This is a genomic window from Alcaligenes sp. SJTW-7, assembly GCF_047716895.1.
Taxonomy (GTDB): Bacteria; Pseudomonadota; Gammaproteobacteria; order Burkholderiales; family Burkholderiaceae_B; genus Alcaligenes; species Alcaligenes ammonioxydans.
In genome coordinates, this window is record NZ_CP136682.1 from 634,380 (window position 1) to 656,785 (window position 22,406).

At 57.9% G+C, this 22,406-nt stretch carries 21 protein-coding genes; 8 read left to right on the plus strand and 13 right to left on the minus strand.

Annotation, left to right across the window (positions count from 1 at the left end; genetic code table 11):
• The first annotated feature begins 19 nt into the window (after positions 1 to 19).
• Positions 20 to 688 (plus strand): 2-polyprenyl-3-methyl-6-methoxy-1,4-benzoquinone monooxygenase, encoded by a 669-nt coding sequence (gene coq7 / locus RSQ48_RS02745; RefSeq protein ID WP_003803894.1) that lies wholly within the window; start codon positions 20 to 22, stop codon positions 686 to 688.
• 207 nt (positions 689 to 895) lie between these two features.
• Here the strand turns inward: coq7 and RSQ48_RS02750 are convergent, their stop codons facing one another.
• The 7 genes from RSQ48_RS02750 to gcl form a co-directional block, all read right to left on the minus strand.
• A complete protein-coding gene (locus RSQ48_RS02750) occupies positions 896 to 1,195 on the minus strand; it encodes a hypothetical protein (RefSeq protein ID WP_240208955.1) in 300 nt (99 codons plus the stop codon).
• A 609-nt stretch (positions 1,196 to 1,804) separates the two neighbouring features.
• Positions 1,805 to 3,226 carry a pyruvate kinase gene (gene pyk / locus RSQ48_RS02755; protein ID WP_003803891.1) on the minus strand — a complete coding sequence of 474 codons (1,422 nt, stop codon included), beginning with the start codon at positions 3,224 to 3,226 and terminating at the stop codon, positions 1,805 to 1,807.
• Positions 3,227 to 3,255: 29 nt separating this feature from the next.
• A complete protein-coding gene (locus RSQ48_RS02760) occupies positions 3,256 to 3,654 on the minus strand; it encodes a GlcG/HbpS family heme-binding protein (protein WP_003803889.1) in 399 nt (132 codons plus the stop codon).
• A gap of 23 nt (positions 3,655 to 3,677) precedes the next feature.
• Entirely contained in the window at positions 3,678 to 4,955 is a 1,278-nt protein-coding gene (locus RSQ48_RS02765; protein ID WP_131071278.1) for a glycerate kinase, read from the minus strand.
• A 223-nt stretch (positions 4,956 to 5,178) separates the two neighbouring features.
• A complete protein-coding gene (locus RSQ48_RS02770) occupies positions 5,179 to 6,063 on the minus strand; it encodes a 2-hydroxy-3-oxopropionate reductase (RefSeq protein WP_003803882.1) in 885 nt (294 codons plus the stop codon).
• A gap of 39 nt (positions 6,064 to 6,102) precedes the next feature.
• On the minus strand, positions 6,103 to 6,891 hold the full coding sequence (hyi, locus tag RSQ48_RS02775) for a hydroxypyruvate isomerase (protein WP_131071279.1): 789 nt from the start codon (positions 6,889 to 6,891) through the stop codon (positions 6,103 to 6,105).
• A 28-nt stretch (positions 6,892 to 6,919) separates the two neighbouring features.
• Complete coding sequence (gene gcl, locus RSQ48_RS02780) at positions 6,920 to 8,695, minus strand: glyoxylate carboligase (RefSeq protein ID WP_003803878.1); 1,776 nt, start codon at positions 8,693 to 8,695, stop codon at positions 6,920 to 6,922.
• Positions 8,696 to 8,805: 110 nt separating this feature from the next.
• On the opposite strand from gcl, the gene RSQ48_RS02785 reads away from it, so the two are divergent.
• On the plus strand, positions 8,806 to 9,723 hold the full coding sequence (locus RSQ48_RS02785) for a LysR family transcriptional regulator (RefSeq protein WP_003803877.1): 918 nt from the start codon (positions 8,806 to 8,808) through the stop codon (positions 9,721 to 9,723).
• Positions 9,724 to 9,783: 60 nt separating this feature from the next.
• Here the strand turns inward: RSQ48_RS02785 and RSQ48_RS02790 are convergent, their stop codons facing one another.
• The 6 genes from RSQ48_RS02790 to uraD all read right to left on the minus strand — a co-directional run bounded on the left by RSQ48_RS02790 (position 9,784) and on the right by uraD (position 14,903).
• Entirely contained in the window at positions 9,784 to 10,662 is an 879-nt protein-coding gene (locus RSQ48_RS02790; protein WP_003803868.1) for a hypothetical protein, read from the minus strand.
• 200 nt (positions 10,663 to 10,862) lie between these two features.
• Positions 10,863 to 12,347: a nucleobase:cation symporter-2 family protein gene (locus RSQ48_RS02795; protein ID WP_003803867.1), complete on the minus strand. Its 1,485-nt coding sequence runs from the start codon at positions 12,345 to 12,347 to the stop codon at positions 10,863 to 10,865.
• A 369-nt stretch (positions 12,348 to 12,716) separates the two neighbouring features.
• Positions 12,717 to 12,902 (minus strand): 4-oxalocrotonate tautomerase, encoded by a 186-nt coding sequence (locus tag RSQ48_RS02800; protein ID WP_003803864.1) that lies wholly within the window; start codon positions 12,900 to 12,902, stop codon positions 12,717 to 12,719.
• Between the two features lie 23 nt (positions 12,903 to 12,925).
• Positions 12,926 to 13,717 (minus strand): class II aldolase/adducin family protein, encoded by a 792-nt coding sequence (locus tag RSQ48_RS02805; RefSeq protein ID WP_415302146.1) that lies wholly within the window; start codon positions 13,715 to 13,717, stop codon positions 12,926 to 12,928.
• Complete coding sequence (locus RSQ48_RS02810) at positions 13,714 to 14,226, minus strand: ureidoglycolate lyase (RefSeq protein ID WP_131071281.1); 513 nt, start codon at positions 14,224 to 14,226, stop codon at positions 13,714 to 13,716. The genes RSQ48_RS02805 and RSQ48_RS02810 overlap by 4 nt, the downstream gene beginning before the upstream one ends.
• A gap of 146 nt (positions 14,227 to 14,372) precedes the next feature.
• Positions 14,373 to 14,903, minus strand: a complete 531-nt coding sequence (gene uraD / locus RSQ48_RS02815; protein WP_003803856.1) for a 2-oxo-4-hydroxy-4-carboxy-5-ureidoimidazoline decarboxylase — start codon at positions 14,901 to 14,903, stop codon at positions 14,373 to 14,375.
• A gap of 291 nt (positions 14,904 to 15,194) precedes the next feature.
• Between uraD and RSQ48_RS02820 the strand changes: the two genes are divergently transcribed.
• The 6 genes from RSQ48_RS02820 (at position 15,195) to RSQ48_RS02845 (ending at position 22,353) form a co-directional block, all read left to right on the plus strand.
• Positions 15,195 to 16,151 (plus strand): LysR family transcriptional regulator, encoded by a 957-nt coding sequence (locus tag RSQ48_RS02820; protein ID WP_003803852.1) that lies wholly within the window; start codon positions 15,195 to 15,197, stop codon positions 16,149 to 16,151.
• Positions 16,152 to 16,351: 200 nt separating this feature from the next.
• Positions 16,352 to 17,476, plus strand: coding sequence for an MraY family glycosyltransferase (locus RSQ48_RS02825; RefSeq protein ID WP_003803851.1), 1,125 nt, complete (start codon positions 16,352 to 16,354; stop codon positions 17,474 to 17,476).
• Between the two features lie 55 nt (positions 17,477 to 17,531).
• The gene (tviB, locus tag RSQ48_RS02830; protein ID WP_003803850.1) at positions 17,532 to 18,806 is read left to right on the plus strand and encodes a Vi polysaccharide biosynthesis UDP-N-acetylglucosamine C-6 dehydrogenase TviB; all 1,275 of its coding nucleotides are present in this window, start codon (positions 17,532 to 17,534) and stop codon (positions 18,804 to 18,806) included.
• Between the two features lie 14 nt (positions 18,807 to 18,820).
• The gene (locus tag RSQ48_RS02835) at positions 18,821 to 19,846 is read left to right on the plus strand and encodes an SDR family oxidoreductase (protein WP_336579838.1); all 1,026 of its coding nucleotides are present in this window, start codon (positions 18,821 to 18,823) and stop codon (positions 19,844 to 19,846) included.
• A complete protein-coding gene (gene murJ / locus RSQ48_RS02840) occupies positions 19,843 to 21,204 on the plus strand; it encodes a murein biosynthesis integral membrane protein MurJ (protein ID WP_003803848.1) in 1,362 nt (453 codons plus the stop codon). Before RSQ48_RS02835 ends, murJ begins: the two co-directional genes overlap by 4 nt.
• Positions 21,205 to 21,243: 39 nt before the next feature.
• The gene (locus RSQ48_RS02845) at positions 21,244 to 22,353 is read left to right on the plus strand and encodes a glycosyltransferase family 4 protein (RefSeq protein ID WP_039943882.1); all 1,110 of its coding nucleotides are present in this window, start codon (positions 21,244 to 21,246) and stop codon (positions 22,351 to 22,353) included.
• Positions 22,354 to 22,406 lie beyond the last annotated feature (53 nt).

Genomic DNA, 22,406 nt, shown 5'->3' on the forward strand with positions numbered 1-22,406 from the left:
TTGTTTTGCAGGTGTCCCTATGAGCCATACTGTTTCCAACAGCGATACCCGCTTGTACCGGCGCAATAACTTTTTTGATCAGATTCTCGGCGAGACCAATCGGGCTCTGGAAGTCCTTGGGCGTTCGGCCCGAGCATCACGTCCCAATCCGGCAGGCAAGGAAGTGTCCGAGATCAGCGTCGACGAGGCTCGTCATGCCGCTGGACTGATGCGAGTGAACCATGTGGGCGAAATTTGCGCTCAAGCCTTGTATCGCAGTCAGGCCATGTTGTGCAAAGATCCCCAGGCAACGGAGGTGCTGCTGCAAGCCGCGCAGGAAGAGGTAGATCATCTGGCCTGGTGCGATGACCGTCTGCGTGAACTGGAGAGCCGCCCCAGCGTGTTCAACCCCTTGTGGTATGCCGGCTCTTTTGCCTTGGGCTTGCTCGCCAGCCGTGCGGGTGTGCCGTATAACCTGGGTTTCATGGCCGAAACCGAACGTCAGGTGGAAGAGCATCTGGAAAGTCACCTGGAGTCTTTGCCCGTTAATGATCATCGTTCCCGCCGCATCGTAGAGAAAATGCGGGATGACGAGATCGAACATCGGCGTACGGCAGAAAATCACGGGGCAGTGGGTTTGCCACCTCCGGTGAAGACCCTGATGCGCATGATGTCTAAAGTGATGACGACCACGGCGTATCGTTTGTAATGCTTGTGCCGGGAGCGTGGCAAAAGCAGATCTTCAGTCTGATTCTCTGGCGGTAGAGGCGGGCCCATGACGGGCCCGCTTTTCAATGCAGGTGCAGGGCACGCAGAAATTCCAGGCGCAGGGGGAGCCAGGCAAGCAGCCTGGACCGGGTCCGGTGCATCAACGGCCTAGAAGGGACCTCAGCGCCCGAAACGCTCAGTATCGATACTATGCCGGTCGGGCCACCGCGATGAGGGACTCCAGACGCTCGCGCTGCGCTTTTTCTTGTTTGTGAAGCTCGACAAGCTTGTCACGGTCTCGATGGTACAGACCGCTGACGGGCTGTACTTTCTCCAATGCGGCACGCAATCCCCTGATGTAGTCATTGTCTGTGTGAATTTCGCCAGTCAGGCGGGCAATTCCGCGGCCGAGCTCTTCAAGCATGGGATTGCATTGCACAACAGTGGCACTCCATCCTTCATTGAAGTCGGCCTGTATGCCCGCTGCGATTCCGCGAGCGTGTCCCATAGCCTAACCCAGTGATTTGGCGAGGTATTCATTTCCGAAGCGACCTGTCCTGTCAGCGTTTCACTTGTTGTGCGCATGGGGAGTGAGGCACGGGAGAGGTGCCCGATTGAGGGCTTAGGAAAGGGCAAAATGCAGGCATTATGCTGATTTGCCTGATGTCGGACTGCCGCTCTTGAACCCTGTTTCGGCGGCTTAGGGTTAACGACTAGATACCCGATCAAGAATTTGCGCTAGGAAATTGATGTATTAAAGCGACAAGATCAGCGTCTAAGGGTTTTCCACGGTATTTATCTTGCATTGCACCATTTTTGTAGGTAGACTTTAGTTATTGGATGTTGAAAAGAAAGCAGGAAAAACAAGCGTAATAACCCTTAGCTTTCTGGCTCGATATTGTATCTGGTAGCCCAACTTGCCACGATTGTCTCCTCCACCCTCCTCCTTTGGTGGATTTGCCCGAGATCTTTAGATCTCGGGTTTTTTTTTGCCCGTATCCGTGCAACTTTGTTCTTAGGGCTTGTTATGTCCATGCATGATGCTGGCGCCTGACGGTAAAAAAACCTTGTCCAGCATAGTGATGGACAAGGTTTTTTTGACCTGCTTGGGACGAACTTACTTTTGTGGGACGGTCGCCACGTGCAGCAAGTTAGTGCGTCCACTGGTGCCAAAGGGGACACCGGCAATCATCACGATCGTATCGCCGCCCTGGGCGAACTCGTGTTGCGCTGCCATATCAGTCGCATGATCGATCATTTCGCCCAGATCACTGACATCCTCGCAGGGAATGGCATGCACGCCCCAGGCAAGGCTTAGACGGCGTGCGGTTTCCACACGGGGCGTCAGTGCCAGGATAGGGGCGATGGGCCGTTCACGACTGGCGCGCAAGGCGCTAAAGCCGGTGGTGGTGTAGGCCACATTCGTTGCGGGTTCCAGAATGCTGGCCACACGACGCAGGGCGCAGCAGATCGCGTCTGCGGTGCTGGCTTCTGCCGTGCTGTGGTTGGCTTCCAGAATGGTGCGCCAGCTGGGATCGTTTTCGATCTCCTTGATGATGCTGTCCATGATGGATACCGCTTCCAACGGAAACTGGCCGGAGGCCGATTCGGCGGACAGCATGACGGCGTCAGCACCCGAGTAGATGGCGGTAGCCACGTCGGAGGCTTCGGCGCGTGTGGGAACCGGCGAGGTGATCATGGATTCCAGCATCTGTGTGGCGACGACTACCGGACGGCCTGCCGCGCGGGCAGTACGCACGATTTGGCGCTGCAACACAGGCACGCGCTGGGGTGGAACTTCCACGCCCAGGTCGCCACGTGCCACCATCACGCCATCGCACAGCTGGACAATTTCTTCCAGGTGTTCGAGTGCCTGTGGCTTTTCCAATTTGGCCATGATCCAGGCCTTGTCGCCGATCAGCTCGCGGGCTTCACGAATGTCGCCAGGACGTTGTACAAAGGACAGGGCAACCCAGTCTACGCCCAGTTCAAGACCAAATTTCAGATCGATCAGGTCTTTTTCGGTCAAAGGCGAGATAGGCAGTACCACGCCGGGTACGTTCACGCCCTTGCGGTCGGACAGCGGGCCGCCGACCATGACCGTGGTTTCTGCAAAATCCGGACCAAAGCTGTCCACACGCAGACGCAGCTTGCCGTCATCGAGCAGCAGGTCTGTCCCGTCTTCCAGAGCCGCGAAGATCTCGGGGTGAGGCAGGTAGGCACGCTGGCTGGTTCCCTCGGCGGGGTCCAGATCCAGGCGGAATTTCTGGCCGGTTTCCAGTGTCACGCGGCCATCTTTCATTTTGCCAACGCGCAGCTTGGGACCTTGCAGGTCCATCAGAATACCGATACTGCGACCGGTTTCCTTTTCAATCTGACGAATGGTGTGATAGCGCGCGGCATGGTCTTCATGTGTGCCGTGGCTGAAGTTCAGGCGGAACACATCAGCGCCGGCCTCGAACAGTTCACGAATGCGTTCTGGCGTAGAACTGGCAGGACCCAGGGTAGCCAGAATGCGGGAATGACGTTGACGTTTCATGGGTTGTTGTCCTTAGGGGGATCGATAGCTCAAAGAGCAGCGATACCGGCGCGGGCGATCTGAGCGTCTTCGGGTGCTTTCACGCCGGACACGCCGACAGCACCAATCACTTGACCGTCCACCACGATTGGCTCGCCGCCCTCCAGTGGTGTGATGGGCATGGACAGAGCGGCAAAGCGACCATTGTTGACCATGTCTTCAAAGACCTTGCTGGGTTTGCCACCGCCCAGCACGCAGGTTTGCGCTTTTGCCGGGGCAACCTGGGCGCTCATCAGGGGAGCGCCATCCATGCGTTGCATCCACAGCGCATGACCGCCCGCGTCGCAAATGGCGATGCTGACGGCCCAGTTGTTTTTCAGTGCTTCTTGCTCGGCTGCAGCGGCCATTTTTTTGACATCGGTCAGGGTCAGTGCTTTTGTGTCTCTCATGTCCATTTCCTTTAAGAAAAGCGTTAATCGCTAGGGGATAAAACCAGAATTGCGCGAAAATCGTTGACATTGGTCAGGGTCGGACCCGTAACCAAGGCATCGTCCAGGGCTTCAAAAAAGCCGTGACCATCATTATTGTCCAGACTGGCCCTGGGGCGTATACCTTGTTGCCAGGCACGCTCCAATGTGTCGGGACCGCAGAAGGCACCGGCAATCTCTTCCTGGCCATCTACCCCGTCAGTATCGCCTGCCAGACCATAAATGTCGGCTGCGCCGTTCAAGGCGATCGCCGTGGACAGCAGAAACTCCACATTGCGACCGCCACGGCCCTGGCCACGCAAGGTCACGGTGGTTTCTCCGCCAGAGAGCAGGACGCAGGGAGCCTGGGCGGGTTGCCCGTGTTTGGCCACGCTCAGGGCAATGCCGGCCATGACCTTGCCGACCTCGCGGGCCTCGCCCTCAATGCTGTCGCCCAACAGGACCGGGTGGACACCGCTGGCCTGAGCGACCCGAGCGGCAGCCTGCAAAGCCAGTTGCGGCGTGGCTACCAGATGGGTGGTGACATGAGCCAGGCGAGGGTCATCGGGTTTGATGGTTTCGCCTTCGCCGCTTTCCAGCCGGGCACGGGCAGCGGCAGGGATGTCAATGCCATAGCGCTGAATGATGTCCAGCGCTTGTGCGCAGGTGGTGGGATCGGCCACCGTGGGGCCCGACGCGATGTCCATGGGCTGGTCGCCCGGGACATCCGAAATGAGCAGGTTCAGGACACGGGCAGGCGCACAGGCCGCCGCCAGACGCCCCCCTTTGATGGCCGACAGGTGGCGACGCACCGTGTTCATCTCACCAATCGAGGCGCCCGATTTCAGCAAGGCCTTGTTGATGGCTTGCTTGTCGGCCAAGGTAATGCCTTCCCCGGCTAAAGGCAGCAGAGACGAACCGCCGCCGGAAATAAGACAGATCACCAGGTCATCTTCAGTGAGATTGCTGACTGTTCGCAAAATTTCGCGGGCGGCATCTTCGCCAGCCTGGTCAGGCACAGGGTGAGACGCTTCCAAAATGGTGATGTGGTCGCAGGGTACGCTGTAGCCGTAGCGGGTGACGACCACGCCGCTGATGGGGCCTTTGTCCCAGTGACGCTCCAGCGCCTGGGCCATCGCTGCCGATGCCTTGCCGGCGCCAATCACAATGGTGCGTCCTTTAGGAGCATCGGGCAGGTAGGGGGGGATGCAGTGTTCGGGTTGAGCCGCGTTGACGGCAGCCTGAAACATTTTGCTGAGTAAGTCTTGTGGCTCGATCTTCATGGGTCAATCCTAAGGCAGAGCGATGGCAACTGACCATCTTACCGCGCTACAACACGCCTTCATGAGATCACTGGGACTTGCTGCCCCCCTGGGGAGTGCAGGCTGTCCTGGTGAGGTCCGGCGGTAAAAAAAGCGGGCTGCAGCCCGCTTGCTGGAGGCCACGCCTGTGCTGGTCTGGGGCATGCAGCAAACCAGCACGGGCAGGAACCCCCTTGAACCGGTCTTATTGACCGATCTCGTAGTTGGCCATGATCTCCAGGGCCCGGACCATCGCGGAGTGGTCCTGTGCAGCGCCACCGTGCGCGGCGCAGGTGTTGAACAACTCCTGTGCGGTAGCGGTGTTGGGCAGAGCCACGCCTAGCTGACGCGCGGTGGTCAGGGCCAGGTTCAGGTCTTTCTGGTGCAATTCGATGCGAAAGCCCGGGTCAAACGTGCGCTTGACCATGCGCTCGCCGTGAACTTCCAGAATGCGCGAGTTGGCAAAACCGCCCATCAGGGCCTCACGGACCTTGCCAGCATCGGCACCAGCCTTGGAGGCCAGCAACAGGGCTTCGCCCACGGCTTCAATGGTCAGGGCCACGATGATCTGGTTGGCAACTTTGGTGATTTGACCGTCGCCGTAGCCACCCACCAGGGTGATGTTCTTGCCCATCAGTTCGAACAGCGGCTTGACCTTGTCGAAGGCTTCCTGCTTGCCACCGACCATGATGGTCAGGGAGCCGGCCTTGGCGCCGACTTCCCCGCCAGAGACGGGAGCGTCCAGGTACTCGCCGCCCAGCTTGACGATGCGTTCGGCAAAGTCCTTGGTGGCGACCGGGGAAATGGAGCTCATGTCCACCACGATCTTGCCAGCGCTCAGGCCCGCGGCCACGCCGTTTTCACCAAACAGGGCATCTTCCACGTGGGGGGTATCGGGAACCATGGTGATGATGATGTCAGCCTGGCGGGTGACTTCGGCGCCATTCTCGCAAACGGTAGCGCCTGCTTCCTTGACGCTTTTGGGGAAGTCGCCACGGGTGTAGGCGAACAGTTCATGACCGCCTTTGATCAAGTTGACCGCCATGGGTGCGCCCATGATGCCCAAACCAATAAAACCGATTTTAGCCATTGTGTAATCTCCTAATAATTATCTGCAGGTATCCGACGATCAGGCGGTGACTTCTGTCAGCTCCGTCATCCAGCCCAGGCCATCCTTGGTCACGCCAGCGGGCTTGTACTCGCCGCCGATCCAGCCTTGATAGCCGATGCTGTCGATGTACTTGAACAGCCAGGCGTAGTTGATCTCGCCCGTACCCGGTTCGTTACGACCGGGGTTATCTGCAATCTGAATGTGTGCGATCTTGTCCAGGTGCTTTTTCAGTGTGTTGGCCAGCTCGCCTTCCATGCGCTGGGCGTGGTAGACGTCGTACTGAATGAACAGATTGTCCGAACCGACGTCCTGCAACAGGGCCGCAGCCTGTTCGGTGCGATTCAGGTAGAAACCGGGGATGTCGAAGGTGTTGATGGGTTCAACCAGCAGACGCAGACCAGCGTCTTTCAGCTTGGCTGCCGCAAACTGCAGGTTGCTGACCAGCGTTTTGTGGGCCACTTCGCGATCAGCGCCGTCGGCCAGTTTGCCGGCCAGGCAGTTCACCTGTTTGCAGCCCAGCGCGGTGGCGTATTCGATGGCACGGCCAACGCCGTCCTGGAATTCGCCCACACGCTCGGGCAGGATTGCAATGCCGCGCTCGCCGCCGTCCCAGTCGCCCGCAGGCAGGTTGTGCAACACCTGGGTCAGACCGTGTTGTTGCAGTTTGTCAGCCAGCTGCTGTTTGTCGTAGGCGTAGGGGAACAGGTACTCCACTCCCTTGAAACCGGCTTGGGCCGCTGCCTGGAAGCGATCCAGGAAGTCGTGCTCGTTAAACAGCATGGTCAGGTTGGCGGCAAATTTTGGCATAGTGCTACTCCGTTTTTTAAATCAGCAATCAGTCCATCAGCGAGATGGCGGTGGGGGCGTCAATACCCGCTTCGGCCAGGGATTCGAACTCTGTCACATTGTGCAGTTCGGTGCCCATGGCAATGTTGGTGACGCGCTCCAGGATCAGTTCAATCACAACCGGCACGCTGAATTCTTTCATCCATGCACGAGCCTGTTCAATGGCAGGCTGAATGTCTTCGGGTTTGTGGACGCGGATGGCCTTGCAACCCAGACCTTCCACCACGGTGATGTGATCCACGCCATAACCTTCGGTTTCAGGGGCATTGATATTGTCAAAGGCCAGTTGCACACAATAGTCCATCTCAAAGCCGCGTTGTGCCTGACGAATCAGACCCAGGTAGGCGTTGTTGACCAGAATGTGCAGGTAAGGCAGCTTGAATTGTGCGCCCACGGCCAGCTCTTCAATCATGAACTGGAAGTCGTAGTCGCCCGAAATGGCCACCACTTCACGGCCTGGGTCAGCCGCAACCACACCCAAAGCGGCAGGAATGGTCCAGCCCAGTGGGCCTGCCTGACCGCAGTTGATCCAGTGGCGTGGCTTGTACACGTGCAGGAACTGGGCGGCGGCAATCTGCGACAGACCAATGGTGCTGACGTAGGTGGTGGAGGGGCCAAAGGCGCGGTTCATCTCTTCGTAAACGCGCTGCGGCTTCAAGGGCACATTGTCAAAGCTGGTCTTGCGCTGCAAGGTGGCTTTACGTTTCTGGCATTCTGCAACCCATGCGGCGCGGTCACGCAACTTGCCGGCAGCCTTGTACTCTTTGGCCACTTCAATAAACAGTTTCAGCGCAGCACCGGCGTCCGAGGCAATGCCCAGGTCCGGACCGAACACACGCCCGATCTGGGTGGGTTCAATATCCACGTGCACGAACTTGCGGCCTTCGGTGTAGACGTCAACCGAACCGGTATGGCGGTTGGCCCAGCGGTTGCCGATACCAAATACAAAGTCCGATGCCAGCAAGGTCTGGTTGCCGTAGCGGTGCGAGGTTTGCAGTCCGACCATACCGGCCATCAGCGGGTGATCGTCAGCCACGGTGCCCCAGCCCATCAGGGTCGGGATGACCGGCACATTGACCAGTTCAGCAAATTCTTGCAGCAGCTCGGAGGCGTTGGCGTTGATGACACCACCACCGGAGACGATCAGCGGACGCTCGGAAGCGTTCAGCAGTTCGATGGCTTTTTCAGCCTGAGCGCGGGTGGCCGTCGGTTTGTACGCTTCCAGGGGCGAGTAGGTGTCCAGATCGAATTCGATCTCGGCCATCTGCACGTCGATAGGCATATCAATCAGCACAGGACCGGGGCGGCCCGAGCGCATGATGTGAAAGGCTTGCTGGAACACACGCGGGATCAGATCGGGTTCGCGAACGGTCACTGCCCACTTGGTCACGGGTTTGGCAATGGATTCGATGTCCACAGCCTGGAAATCCTCTTTGTACAGGCGGGCGCGAGGGGCCTGGCCGGTAATGCACAGAATCGGGATCGAGTCAGCCGATGCGGAGTACAGACCGGTAATCATGTCTGTGCCAGCGGGGCCGGATGTGCCGATGCACACGCCGATATTGCCGGGATTGGCACGGGTAAAACCTTCGGCCATGTGGGAGGCACCTTCCACGTGGCGGGCGAGAATGTGATCAAAGCCACCTTCTTTGCGCAACGCGGAGTAGAAGGGGTTGATGGCGGCGCCGGGCACGCCAAATACGGTGCTCACGCCTTCTTTACGTAAAATTGCGGCGGCGGCGTCCACTGCTCTCATTCGAGCCATTGATATCTCCTAGATCATCGTTTGACGAAATTCACAACTCGATAATAAGGAGTGATAGACCTGCCTAGAAATGGTGGTACGATTGTTTCTATCGATACTTGGAGTATTGAATGAGCCGTTACACCGAAATTAGAAGTTTTGCGTTGGTCGCTGAAAAAGGCAGTTTTGCGGCTGCTTCCGTGGTCGAGGGCGTGACCCCCGTGGTCATGGGCCGTCGCCTGGATGCACTGGAGCAGCGTCTGGGCGTACGTTTGATGCACCGTTCCACTCGTGGTCTGACCCTGACGGATTTGGGCGAACAATTTCTGGAGCAATGCAAGCAGATCCTGAAAGACTTTGAGGAGGCGGAGGCCAGCATCAGCGCCCAGCGCAAGGTGGTGCGTGGGCACCTGGTGGTATCGGCTCCGGCGGCCTTTGGACGGCGCCATGTAGCCCCGCATGCCTTGTCCTTTAAAAAACGCTATCCCGAACTGAAGCTGTCCTTTAACTTTACGGACAGCGTGGTCGATCTGGTGCGCGAAGGCTATGACATGGCCTTGCGGATTGGCGAGGTCACCGACCCCAATTACGTGGCGGTGCGCTTGTATCCGAACCGTCGGGTAGTGTGTGGTACGCCCGGGTATTTTGAGCGCCACGGCGTGCCGCGTGTGCCCGAGGACCTGGCGCGTCACAATTGTCTGGCGTTCAATTTGCAGGGCGGGCAGCAGCGGGGCTGGACCTTTTTGCGTGATGGCCGGCCTTTTGCGGTACGAGTCGATGGAGACCTCGATTGCAATGACGGTGAGCTGCTTTTTAACTGGGTCAAGCAGGGCTGGGGCATAGGCTGGCGGTCCACTTGGGAGATCCAGCCCGAACTCAAGCGAGGCGAGCTGGTCACCGTGCTTAATGAGTTCGAAGTCCCCAGCTATGACATTCAGGCGGTGTATCAGCAGCAACGCTATTTGCCCGCCAAGGTGCGGCGCTTTATCGATTACCTGCGAGTCATCTACAACACGCCAGGCTACTGGGATGGCGAGGTGCAGTTCTAGACGGAGGCTGTTTTCTGATGAAAAAACCGCTGTGAGAAGCGGTTTTTTCTTGTCTCCTGCTTAGAAATGCCATTCCACCTGTACGGTCGGAGCGCTGGTTTTAATACCGGGCTTCAGGTTGCCGTTCGCCATGTAGCGGTTGCCGAATTTGTTGTGCCAGTATTCATAGCCAATGCCCACCCACAGGGTGTTTTTCTTGTCGAAGGCCACTTTGCCTACGTCCGCCATCAGGGAGGTACGCACCAGGACTTCAGACTTGGTGCTGATCCCGGCGTAGTCATGGCCTTTGGGGCTGGCATAGTTGGCAAAACCCTGGAACTTCAGCGGCAAGGCGCCTACCTCGAAAGGCAGGTTCCAGTTCAGACTAGCCATGAACTGAGGGTCAAACGAGCGGCGGCTATCGGGGCAGGCTGGTGCTCCCAGGCCGCAGTGGTTCCATTCTTTACCGATCATCAGGCTGAGATCGACAAAGCCGCGGGGCACATCAAACTTGAAGGTCGGGCCCAGCACCAGCAGACGCTTACGAGGTGCAAAGGCGGTGTTCTTGGTGTTCAGATCAAAGCCTGCCGTGATGGCTACGTCCTTGACCGGACCAAAGCCCAGGTCCTTGTCGAACACTTTGCCCATGGAAAGCTGGTGGCGGTAGGTCGCGTAGAACTCGGTGGCGCCATTGCTGCCATTTCCGCTGGACGGGTCGTAGCGGTCGGACTGCAAAACATCCAGATTAAAAAAGTTCTGTCCCAGGCTGTAGCCGTTGACGTGCGTCAGGCTCAGGATGTGCTTCTGGATAGTCCGATCGTTCATGGGCTCGGTGTATTGCGTGCTGAAGCGATAGCCCAGGAACGTGTCGCTCCAGTCTGCGGCCAGAGCAGTGCCCGATAGCAGGGGGGCGGCCAGCAATGTGCATGCCCAACGGGCGGCGGGGCGTCGATGTTTCATGGTGTCTCCTCTTTGTTTGAGCGCAAGCAGGCCCTTGGGATCTGATGTCCCTTTCGGCCTGAGGCTTTGGTTTTTGGATAGGGGGTGCTACTGACTGTGCTTAGATTAATTATGGACAGTCGATACTTTTCCGTATGTACTGCGGAAATTTGAGTAAGCGCCCGTTTCAGGTCGGGCGCTTACTCGAAAAGGAGGGCGGCTTAGCCGTTTTGTGCGGCCAGATGGTTGCTGCTGTCTTCGGTCGTTTCGGCTGCGTCGGCCTGCTTGCGGGCCTGGGTGGCGGCAGTGGATTCGACCGTGTGGCCCTGATCTGCGTATTTCTGAACACCGTTGAAAAACAGATTCAGCACGATGGCAGAGACGGCGGCCAACAGGATTCCGCTGTGCAGCAGGGGAGCCAGAGCGGGAGGCATCTTGTCCAGCAGGTGCTCGGCGACCAGGGGAATCATGCCAAAGCCCAGGCTGATGGCCACGATGTAGGGGTTGTAGGGGTTGCGATTCAGGTTGGCAGACATCAGGATCTTGATGCCGGTGGCAGCCACCATGCCAAACATCACGATGCCCGCGCCACCCAGAACGTAGTTGGGGATGGAAGCCACGACAAAGGCCATTTTGGGAAACAGGCCCAGTATGATCAGGAAAGCACCGCCCATGACGCATACCCAGCGGCTGCGTACGCCGGTCACGCTGACCAGCCCCACGTTTTGCGAGAAGGAGCTGTGTGGAAAGGTGTTCATGATGCCACCGACCAGCGTACCCAGCCCATCAGTGCGCAGGCCACGCACCAGCGCTTCACGGTCAGTAGGACGGCCACAGATGGAACCCAGTGCCAGGAACATGCCCAGGGATTCAACCATGATGACCACCATGATCAGTGACAATACTGCCGCCGCGCCCAGCAGTGCCCAACTGAATGTGGGAACCCCGAAGTGAAAGGGCGTCACCACGGCAAACCAGCTGGTCTGATCTAGGCCATCGAAGGTGATGCGACCCATGGCCAGTGAAACGAAAAAGCCCGCAAGCAGCCCAATCAGCACCGCTACGTTTGCCAGAAAACCGCGTGCGAACTTGGTGATCAGCAAGATGACGGTCAGTACCATCAAAGCAATGGCCAGGTTCTCCAACGAGCCGTATTCAGGGTTGGGCATGGACAGGCCAGTGGCTGGGTCAGTAATCGTTGGAGAGCCGCCGCCGATCCAGTTCAGGCCCACACGCATCAGCGTCACGCCAATGACGGTAATGATGATGCCAGTCACAACGGGCGGAAAAAGCCCCATCAGACGGCTGAATACCGGGGCGATCACAATGCTGAAGATACCGGCCAGGATGGTGGCACCGAAAATGCCCGGCAGACCCAGTTGAGGGTCCAGGCCAATGGCAATCATGGGGCTGACTGCCGCAAAAGACACTCCCATCATCACCGGCAGCTTGATGCCGAAGATACCCAAGCCGCGAGCCTGGATGATGGTAATCAGGCCACAGCACAGCAGGTCAGCATTAATCAGGAATGCGATCTGTTCTTTGGTCAGGCCCAGGGCGGCGCCAATAATCAGGGGGACAGCAACTGCACCTGCGTACATCACCATGACGTGCTGTAAACCAAGGGTTGCCAGGCGCGCCGTTGGCAGGCGCTCGTCTACACCGTCGCAAGCAGTGGGTGTGGACACTTCTGGGTTGGCGGACATCCGGGTCTCCTTATTTAATACGTTATGCGCAGCCGATGCCTGGGCCGCGTAAGCATAAAGTTATCGGATGGGCGGTATCACTGGAAGGCGGTACGGCTTGATAAGTAGAATACGTAAAAACATATGGCAGGCTGATCGGTGCAAGGGTGAAAGGATATAAGCCCGGTAGACGGGGGGCTGTGTTCACGCCGTAGTCGAGTCTATTCCTGCTTTTTTCAGGTGTTTTTCGCTGCTAGGGGTATTGCCCACCTAGTCCAGCGTCAAAAACTGTGTTAGAAGCCGCCAAATTACTGATTCGTGCCAGCTTGTCGCGGGATGACGAGGCTGATGAAAAAAAAAGCGGCTTGCCAGCCGCTTTGGGAAATTCGCTTATTTGTCCGACCACAGGACACCGGCTGTGGCCCAGTTCTCGCGCTTGACGTCGGTAAAGACAATATCAACCGCCTCTGGTGAACAGCCAAGCACGCGACAGGCTTCTTTGGTCAGGGCCTGAGCAAGTTCACGCTTGATTTCCACTGGACGGCCGTCGAATAGTTGTACGTTGATAGAAGGCATAAAGACTCCGTAAGGGGGATGGATTAGCGGCAAAAATCCGGCTCGCTCTGGTAGAGCTTGCGCAGCAGAGCCGGCCATTCTAGCAAGCCCTCGGGCTCGTTCCCCGGTAAAAGCTGGCGATGTGTCAAATCCAGCACATCCTTCGGGGGCAGATGCAGTTGCGGGCTGGCTGCCATGGCCGAGAGCTGAATGCGGCAGGCGCGCTCCAGAGCATCCATCAAGACATAGGCTTCGGCAACGGTGCGCCCACAAGTCAGGGCGCCGTGATTACGAAGCAGCAGGGCCGGATGGGCACCTAGCTGCTGCAGCAGGGCTTCTTGCTCCTGAGGCGGGAAGGCCAGTCCAGCATAGTCGTGATAGCCGATGTCTTGCCAGAAGCGCATGGCGTGCTGTGACAGGGGCAGAAGTCCGCAGGGCAGCGCTGATACGGCGATGGAGGCGTCGGTATGCAGATGGATGACACAGTGTGCATCCGCACGGGCGCGGTGAACCGCGCCATGAATGGCAAAACCACTGGGATTGGCACGGCGACCGGTTCCGTCCGCGACCTGCCCTTGCGTGTCAATCAGCAATAAATTGGACGCGCAGATTTCCGCAAAGCGCAAACCAAAAGGATTGATCAGGAACAGCCCATCCTGGCCCGGCAGACGCAGAGACAGGTGGGTGTAGATAAGGTCGTCCCAGCCCTGGCGGGCGGCCAGCCGGTAAGCAGCGGCCAGATTGACACGGGCGCGCCAATGCTCAGGGTCAATATCTGCCGGACGATGCGCGTAAATGGGCGCTAGGTCCGGCGTGATCGGACAGGACTGGCTCACGCTGCGGTGGTCTCCAATTCCGCGATGATGGCTTTTTCTTCCAATTGGATGACATCGCAGTTGTCACCCGGGCCTTTACGGTCGATGACGATGAAATCGGCGACCTGATTCAATGCCATCAGCGGATGGTGCCACACGCCGGTCGCATAGTTCACACCCTGATCGCCGCGGGCCAGAAACAGACGCAATTCGCTGGCTTTGGGGGCGGGACCGGCGGGGGCCACGATGACCAGGTAGGGTTGGCCCGACTGGGGGATGAAGGCTTGGCTGCCTTTGGGATGACGCTCCATCATCTCCACGGTAAAGGGCAGGCTGCGCGGCTGGCCGCGAAAAATCGAAACGATGGCTCGACCGTCCGTGCCGGGGTCAATGCTGGCCAGGTCGTGGTAGCGCTCGGTATTGCCTTCGTTGATGGTGAAATGCTGCACCGTGTCGCTCGCCTCGATAACGTCGCCAAACGGGGCGAAGGCATCAGCGGTCAGGGTTTCCAGCTTCAATGTGATGGTCATGGCAGATCCTCGATGAGGCAAAGCTGCGCGGTGTGGCAAGCAGCCCCGCGCAGGCAAGGTCAGAGCAAACAAAGGGCAGCGTGCCGCAGGCTGTCGCTGCCCTGATAATCTTGTTGGATCAATGCGTGATCCGGCAGGCTTCAGGTTCAGGCCAGCAGCGCGTCCAGACGGAAGCGGGCGATCTTGCCGATTTCGGTCAGGCAGGTCTGGAACTCGGTTTCAGCGCTGTTGTTCAGACGCGCTTGAACCGTGTCCATGATCTGGTAGCGGCTCAGTCCTTTGACAGCGATGACAAAGGGAAAGCCAAAGCGTTCGCGGTACTGTGCATTCAGACTGCGCAGGCGAGCCAGCTCCTCGGCTGAGCACTGGTCCAGGCCGGCGCCACGCTGCTCACCCGTTGACGCCGTGGTCAACGTGCCTTGCTCGGCTTCTTTGCCCGCCAGTTCGGGGTGAGCACAGATCAGGTTTTTCTGTTCCTCGTAAGAGGCTTGTTCGACCACATGCACCATGCAGGCATGCAGTTGATCCACGCTCTCAAAGGGACGTTGGTTCCAGCTACGCTCAGGGACCCAAGGGGAGTGTTCAAAAATACCTTCGAGCTTGTCCACAAATTGGCTCTGGTCCAGGCTGGAGAGTTCAGCCAGCGCCTGGGAGGTGGTGAGGGTTTGAGTAGTCATGTGTCAGTCCGATTGTCTAAGCGTAAAGAATGCGAGCCGAGCCGACTCCAGGGCCAGGCCTGGGAGCCGTTGTATCAAGGGTAGTGGGGAGGCGTTTACATGGTTTGCTTGTTTTAATCAAACCCTTATAAACCACCGCCAGGGGGGGCTATGATTTTCTTATGTGGGACCAGTTTAAGTTTTCTGCTTATAAATAAAATAGAATTAGGCGTATAAATGATATATGCCATCTCGTATTGTGCATGTATGTCATTATCATGCTGGAAAAAAGCGTAAGAAGGAGAGAACAGGATGGCCGCCCGACGTGGGGATAACCCGCTTGATACCTATCTTTTGAGGGTGTTTTGCCTACTCGTTACCGAGCGCAGTGTCTCGCGTACCGCGTTCAAAATGAACCAGTCGCAGCCTGCTATCAGTGCGGCTCTACGACGCTTGCGCGACATTATTGGCGATCCATTGCTGGTTCGTGAGAAAGGCGGCATGGTGCCTACCGAGCGTGCCATCAGTCTGCTGGCTCACGCCAAGGGCGCTTTGGCTGAAATTGATTGCATGGTCAATGCGCCGGACAGTTTCGACCCGCAGGTCAGCCGTAGCGAATTTCATATCGGCGCGCCGGATTACCTGGCGCCTGTTTTTATTGGTGGGGTCGTCGAGCGTCTGCGCCGGGAAGCACCGGGCGCACGCCTGAATTTGCATTCCCTGGATGCCAGTTTCGATTTTGAGCGTTCGCTGGCTGAAGGGGATCTGGATATGGTCATCGGCAACTGGCCCGAGCCGCCCGATCGCATGCACTTGTCGGTGCTGTTGGAAGATCAGATCGTTTGTCTGGTCGCGGCGACCCACCCTTTGGCGCGCAAGGGCCTGACCCTGGACGATTATGTGCGTGCACGCCATGTGGTGCCCATGCCGTATTCCATCAATCAGCGCGGTGTCATCGACACTACCTTGTCGGCTCTGCGCATTCAGCGTGATGAGAGTGTCGTGGTGCAGTCTTTTTCGGCAGCACCGTATTTGCTACAGAATACAGACTTGGTGTTTACCACTTCGCGCCACTTTGCCGAGTTCTATTGCCGCCTGCTGCCCCTGGCAATTCTGGAGGCTCCGCTGGAGTTCCCGCCCATGCGGTTTTATCAGCTCTGGCATGAACGCAACCGGCACTCGCCCAGTCATCGCTGGTTGCGCCGGCTCTTGACCGAGTGCGGCAATCAACTGGCTTCTACCGAACCGTTGCCCCAACCCGATTCCTGAGCGTCAATCCCGCAAAATACTTGCTTTCGGGCTCGCGCTCGGGCAAATTAGCGAGCTACTCCTGCCTATGCGAAAGTGATACGGAACTTGACGGAAATTGTTGCACTTAATGCGACTGGTCACGGACACAATCCGGAAGGCAGGTTGATAATAATGTAGTTCCTAACCTTGCAGGGTGTTACGCGGTGTCTTTACCTCAGATGGGGGAATCCTTTACCTGGTTGTATATCTGTGTCGTGGCTTTTATGGTCGGCGGGCTGATTGTAGCCTCCGAACGTTGGCACGGCCGCTTGACCGGGGACAGCGACCTGAGCAAGCCCCAGGCTTCCCATTCCCGCCCCACACCCCGCGTGGGGGGGCTGGCGGTGGTGGCCGGCAGTTTGGCCGGTTTGCTGGTGCTGGGTCCGAGCAATATGACCTTGACCTGGTTGTGGCCGGTTTTGTTTCTGGCCGCCATGCCGGTGTTTGTGGCGGGTCTGGTCGAGGACATCACCAAGGATGTGGGTTCCCTCAAGCGCTTGCTGGCCGCCTTTTTGTCGGCAGCCATCGCCTGGTGGCTGCTTGGCGGAGTCTCGCGTGTGGGGGTCAGTTGGGCAGATTGGGTACTGGGTTTTTGGCCCATTTCCTTGCTCTTTACCATGATCGCTGTCGGTGGCTGTACACATGCCCTCAATATTATTGACGGGATGAATGGCCTGGCCGGCATGATTGCCACCTTGATGGCCTTGTCCTTGGCGCTGGTAGCCTTGCAGGTGCAAGACATTCCGATTTTTCTGATTGCCGCCTCGTTGGCCTCGGCCACCTTGGGATTTCTGGTCTGGAATTTTCCCTTCGGGCGCGTTTTTCTGGGCGATGGCGGGGCGTACTTCCTGGGCTTCATGCTGGCCGAATTGGCTGTCCAGCTCGTTGTGCGCAATCCCAGCGTATCGCCCTTCTATGCCCTGGCGGTATTGTTTTACCCTGTTTTTGAAACCCTGTTTTCGATTTGGCGCCGGCGTTTCAAACGCGGTGTGCCCGTGGATCAGCCCGATGCCTTGCACTTGCATCAACTGGTGTTTCGCCGTCTGGTGCGCTCCACGTTCAGTCGTGACAGTGGCGGGGCCTTGCCCGCGTTTTGTAACGCCATGACCTCGCCTTACCTGTGGGTGCTGGCTTTGATCGGTTTGGTTCCGGCAACGATCTGGTGGGACAATACCTGGGCCTTGTGCGCCAGCATGTTGGCCTTTTCACTCGTTTATATCTGGCTCTATTCCCGTCTGGTTTCGTGGCGTCGCCCCTCCTGGTTGCTGCTGCCCTCGGTAAGGCGGCGGGCAGACCGGGACTAATACTGTTAGGCGTTCAAGATTATTCCTTGCGCATAGCGCTAACTGGAGAATGAAGTTGCAACTTGAGAATGTGAAACTGGCCGTAGTCGGCTTGGGATATGTCGGTTTGCCTTTGGCAGTGGAGTTTGGCAAAAAGCGTTCCGTTATTGGGTTTGACATTAACGCGCGTCGTGTCGCCGAACTCAAGGAAGGGGTGGATCGCACCTTGGAAGTCGAGAGCGAAGAGCTGGCCCAGGCCACCGGCCTGAGTTATTCCTGCGAGGCCGATGAGTTGGCCCAGGCCAATGTGTTCATCGTGACCGTGCCCACGCCCATTGATGAGTTCAAGCAGCCTGACCTGACCCCCTTGGTTCGAGCTTCTGAAACCATCGGTAAAGTGCTCAAGCGTGGTGATATTGTCATTTACGAATCGACGGTGTATCCGGGCGCGACCGAAGAAGTGTGCGTGCCCGTGCTCGAACAGGTATCGGGCCTGCGCTTTAATGAAGATTTTTATGCCGGTTACAGCCCTGAGCGGATCAACCCGGGTGACAAGGAACATCGCGTCTCCACGATCAAAAAAGTGACCTCCGGCTCGACCCCCGAGGTTGCAGATCTGGTCGATGCCCTGTACCGCGAGATTATTGTTGTCGGTACCTTCAAGGCCAGCTCCATTCGTGTGGCAGAGGCTGCCAAGGTGATCGAGAACACCCAGCGCGACGTGAACATTGCGCTGATCAACGAATTGGCCCTGATTTTCAACCGTCTGGGCATTGATACCCTGGACGTGCTGGAGGCGGCCGGCACCAAGTGGAACTTCCTGCCGTTTCGTCCCGGTCTGGTTGGCGGTCACTGCATTGGTGTGGACCCGTATTACCTCACCCATAAGGCTCAGGCTATTGGCTACCATCCCGAGATCATTCTGGCTGGCCGCCGTCTGAACGACTCCATGGGCGGCTATGTAGCATCCCAACTGGTCAAAGCCATGACCAAGCGCCGCATTCAGGTGCAAGGCTCTCGCGTGCTGCTGCTCGGCTTGGCTTTCAAGGAAAATTGCCCGGATCTGCGCAACACCCGTATCGTCGATATCGTGCATGAGCTCAAGCAATACGATGTTCATGTGGATGTCTATGATCCATGGGTTGATCCGCAAGAGGCAGAGCACGAATACGGCATTACCCCAATCGAGACTCCCCAGGCAGGCGAGTATGACGGGGTGATTGTGGCTGTGGCCCACAACCAGTTCAAGGAACTGGGTATTGAAGGGGTGCGCCAGTGGGGCAAGCCCGAACATGTGCTCTACGACTTGAAGTATGTGTTTGATCGCGACCAGTCCGATCTGCGCCTTTAATTTTGGAAAGCATTATGAGCTCTGCATTTGAACAGGCGAGCCAGCAGCTGCGTAATCAGCCTAAAACCTGGTTGGTGACGGGCTGTGCCGGCTTTATCGGTTCCAATCTTTTGGAAGCGTTGCTGAACCTGGATCAACAGGTCGTAGGGCTGGACAACTTCGCGACTGGCCATCAATACAATCTGGACGAGGTGCGTGATCAGGTTGGTGCCGAGCGCTGGGCCCGTTTCCGCTTTATCGAAGGGGATATCCGCAATCTGGACACCTGCCGACAGGCCGTCAAGGGCGTGGATTATGTGCTGCATCAGGCGGCCCTGGGCTCAGTGCCTCGCTCTTTGAACGATCCATTGACCTCTAATGAGGTCAATGTGAGCGGCGCCTTGAACATGATGGTGGCAGCGCGTGACGAGCAGGTCGGCGCTTTTGTCTATGCGGCCTCCAGTTCCACCTATGGCGACCATCCCGGTTTGCCCAAGGTGGAAGATACCATCGGACGCCCCTTGTCTCCGTACGCGGTCACCAAGTTCGTGAACGAGTTGTACGCAGACGTGTTTGCCCGTGCTTATGGTTTTTCCAGCGTGGGCCTGCGTTATTTCAACGTGTTTGGTAAACGTCAGGACCCCAATGGCGCATACGCGGCCGTGATTCCCAAATGGGTATCGGCCATGATCCAGAACCAGGACGTGCAAATCAATGGTGATGGTCAGACCAGCCGCGATTTCTGTTTCATTGATAACGTGATCCAGATGAATATCCTGGCCGCTGTGCATCAAAAGCCCCGCACGGCCGAGGTCTACAACGTGGCACTGAATGCCCGAACCAGCCTGAACGAGCTGTTCGGGTATTTGCAGCAGACCTTGAGCCGCAACGGGATCAACTACACCAAGCAGCCTGTTTATGCGGACTTTCGTGCCGGGGATGTACTGCATTCGCAAGCGGATATCTCTAAAGCTCGCACTGAACTGGGCTACGAGCCGACTCACACAATTTTGCAGGGCCTGAATGTTGCCATGCCCTGGTATGTGGCGTTTCTGAGTTGATTTGGACCGGCCTGAAAGCACGTCTGTCTAGTCTGCATGACGACCATCGTCGCATCGCCCTGGGGGCGATGCGGGTGGCGTTTTTTCTATTGCTAGGCAAGGCGGCGGGCGCTTTCAAGGAAATGGCCGTGGCGTATCGCTATGGTGTGAGCGATGTCGTCGATGCCTATCAATTCACGATGGTCATGGCCAACTGGCTGCCCGTCACCATTGTCGGTTCCATGTCGGTTGTGTTGATTCCCGTTCTGGTGCGCCTGCATCGCCTGGAACCGGCTGCGCGCAGCCGCTTTTTAGGGGAACTCAAGGCCTGGTGCATCGTGCTTGGCTGTGTGCTGGGCGCACTGATCTGGATCAGCTGGCCCTGGGTGCTGAAATGGACTGGGCAGGGCTTGAGTCCCGCGGTTCATGAAATGAGTCAGGAGCTGCTGTTTGCCTTTGCGCCAGCGGCTGTGCTGACCCTGATGATAGGTTTGAGCGCCGCTCGTCTGCGCGCTCATGAGCGCCACATCAATACCTTGCTCGATAGCGTTCCGGCCTTTGTCATACTCATCTGGGTGCTGGCGGCAGGGGCCAATGCGGGCATTGGTCCGCTGCTGTGGGGCACCTTGCTGGGCCTGACTATTCAGGCGCTATGGTTGATGGTCCTGGCCTCACGGGCCGATCAGATCTGGGCGCGCCCCAGTATCAGCTTGCGTGCCGAGCAATGGCCCGATCTGCTCAAGGCGGCCACCATCATGCTGGTAGGGCAGGTGGCCATGAGTTTTGTCGGTCCGATCGACCAATATACGGCTGCCAATCTGGGTGCCAATGCCAACGCCACGTTGGGCTATGCCACGCGTTTGCTGGCGCTGGTGCTGGGGGTGGGGGCCGCGTCGGTAGGCCGTGCCGCCTTGCCGGTACTGGCAGATGTCCAGAGCCGGGGAGATCAGGCCCGTGCCCGCTCCATGGCCTTGAAGTGGTCAGTCATGATGTTGCTGGCTGGTGCGGGAGCAGCGGCCATTGGTGTCTTGCTGGCTCCCTGGGGCGTGGCGCTGCTGTTTGAGCGCGGCGCCTTCACGGCGCAGGATACGGCCACGGTCGCCCAGGTGTTTCGGTGGGGGCTGGTGCAACTGCCTTTTTATTTTGGGGTGCTGATTTTGGTGCAGTTGCTGGCCAGTCAGAACCGTTATAAATCCATGGCAATCATTGCCGTGATCAATTTTCTGGTGAAAGCGGCCTTGAATCCGGTGCTGGCGGCACGCATGGGTCCTTCGGGAATCATGCTGGCGACCAGTCTGATGTACGCGGCCTCTTTTACGTGTTATTTCATTTTGGCTTTAAAGCCAGCCAGCGCAACGGCGTCTGGTTCGCAGGAATAGGAAAACGTGCACAGTCATTCGGTAGTTCGCCCTCATATCATGTTGCTGATCCACTCTTTGGGTGGGGGCGGGGCGGAACGTGTTGCAGTCGATTTGAGCGCAGCCTGGGTGGCGCGTGGCTATCGAGTGTCCCTGGTGACGCAGGCCGGTTGTGACCAAGACGCATATACCGTGGCGCAAGGAGTGGAGCGTCATGTTCTGGGGACGGCAGGCAACAGCCGGGGCCGTCTGGATGCCTTGTGGAAAAACTGGCGTCGTGTCAGCCGCTTGCGTGCTTTGTTGCGAAAAACCAAGCCCGATGTCGTTCTGGGCATGATGACCACCTCCTCTGTGCTGGCTATCTCGGCCGCCAAAGGCCTGCCCTGCAAAGTGATTGCAACCGAGCATACCCACCCACCGTCTCAATCGTTGTCGCCTTTCTGGCAGAAAGCCCGCTTACGTACTTATCCGCAGGCACACGCCGTTATTGCCTTGACCGCCGGCACCGCAGACTGGCTGCGTGAGCATGTCCCTGGCAGTCAGGTACACGTGATTCCCAATGCAGTGCGCTGGCCCATGGACAGTGCCGAGCCTTTGGTGCCGGTTCCCGCCTTGCCAGATGGGCGCAAGCGCCTGCTGGCGGTGGGCCGCTTGCACCCGGTCAAGGGTTTTGACACCCTGATCGAGTCCTTTGCCATGCTATCGAACTATTTCCCCGACTGGGATCTGGTGATTCTGGGCGAAGGCGAGCAGCGGGGGGCGCTGGAGGCGCGGATCCAGGAGCTGGAACTGCAGGAGCGGATTCAGCTCCCGGGGCGTGTTGGCAATATGGCGGACTGGTACGAACAGTCGGATCTGTATGTGCTCAGTTCCCGGATGGAGGGCTTGTCCAACAGCCTGCTGGAGGCGATGGCCAGTGGCCTGACCGCGGTGGCTTTCGATTGTGATACCGGACCTCGTGAGATTATTCGCGCCAATATTGATGGTGTGTTGGTGCGTCCGGTTGAGGATATCGAGGCTTTGGCGGCGCATTTGTCCGACCTGATGGCCAATGAGGACAAGCGCCAGCGCCTGGCGCGTCGAGCCACCGATGTGCGTGACCGTTTTTCCTCGGCCCGCGTTCTGGCGCTATGGCAGCAAGTGTTGGAACAGTGCCTGCGTCGGACTTAAAATGGCGCTTTGCGTCGTGTCGGTAGACTCTCGCTATCCGGTCGATGAGCCCA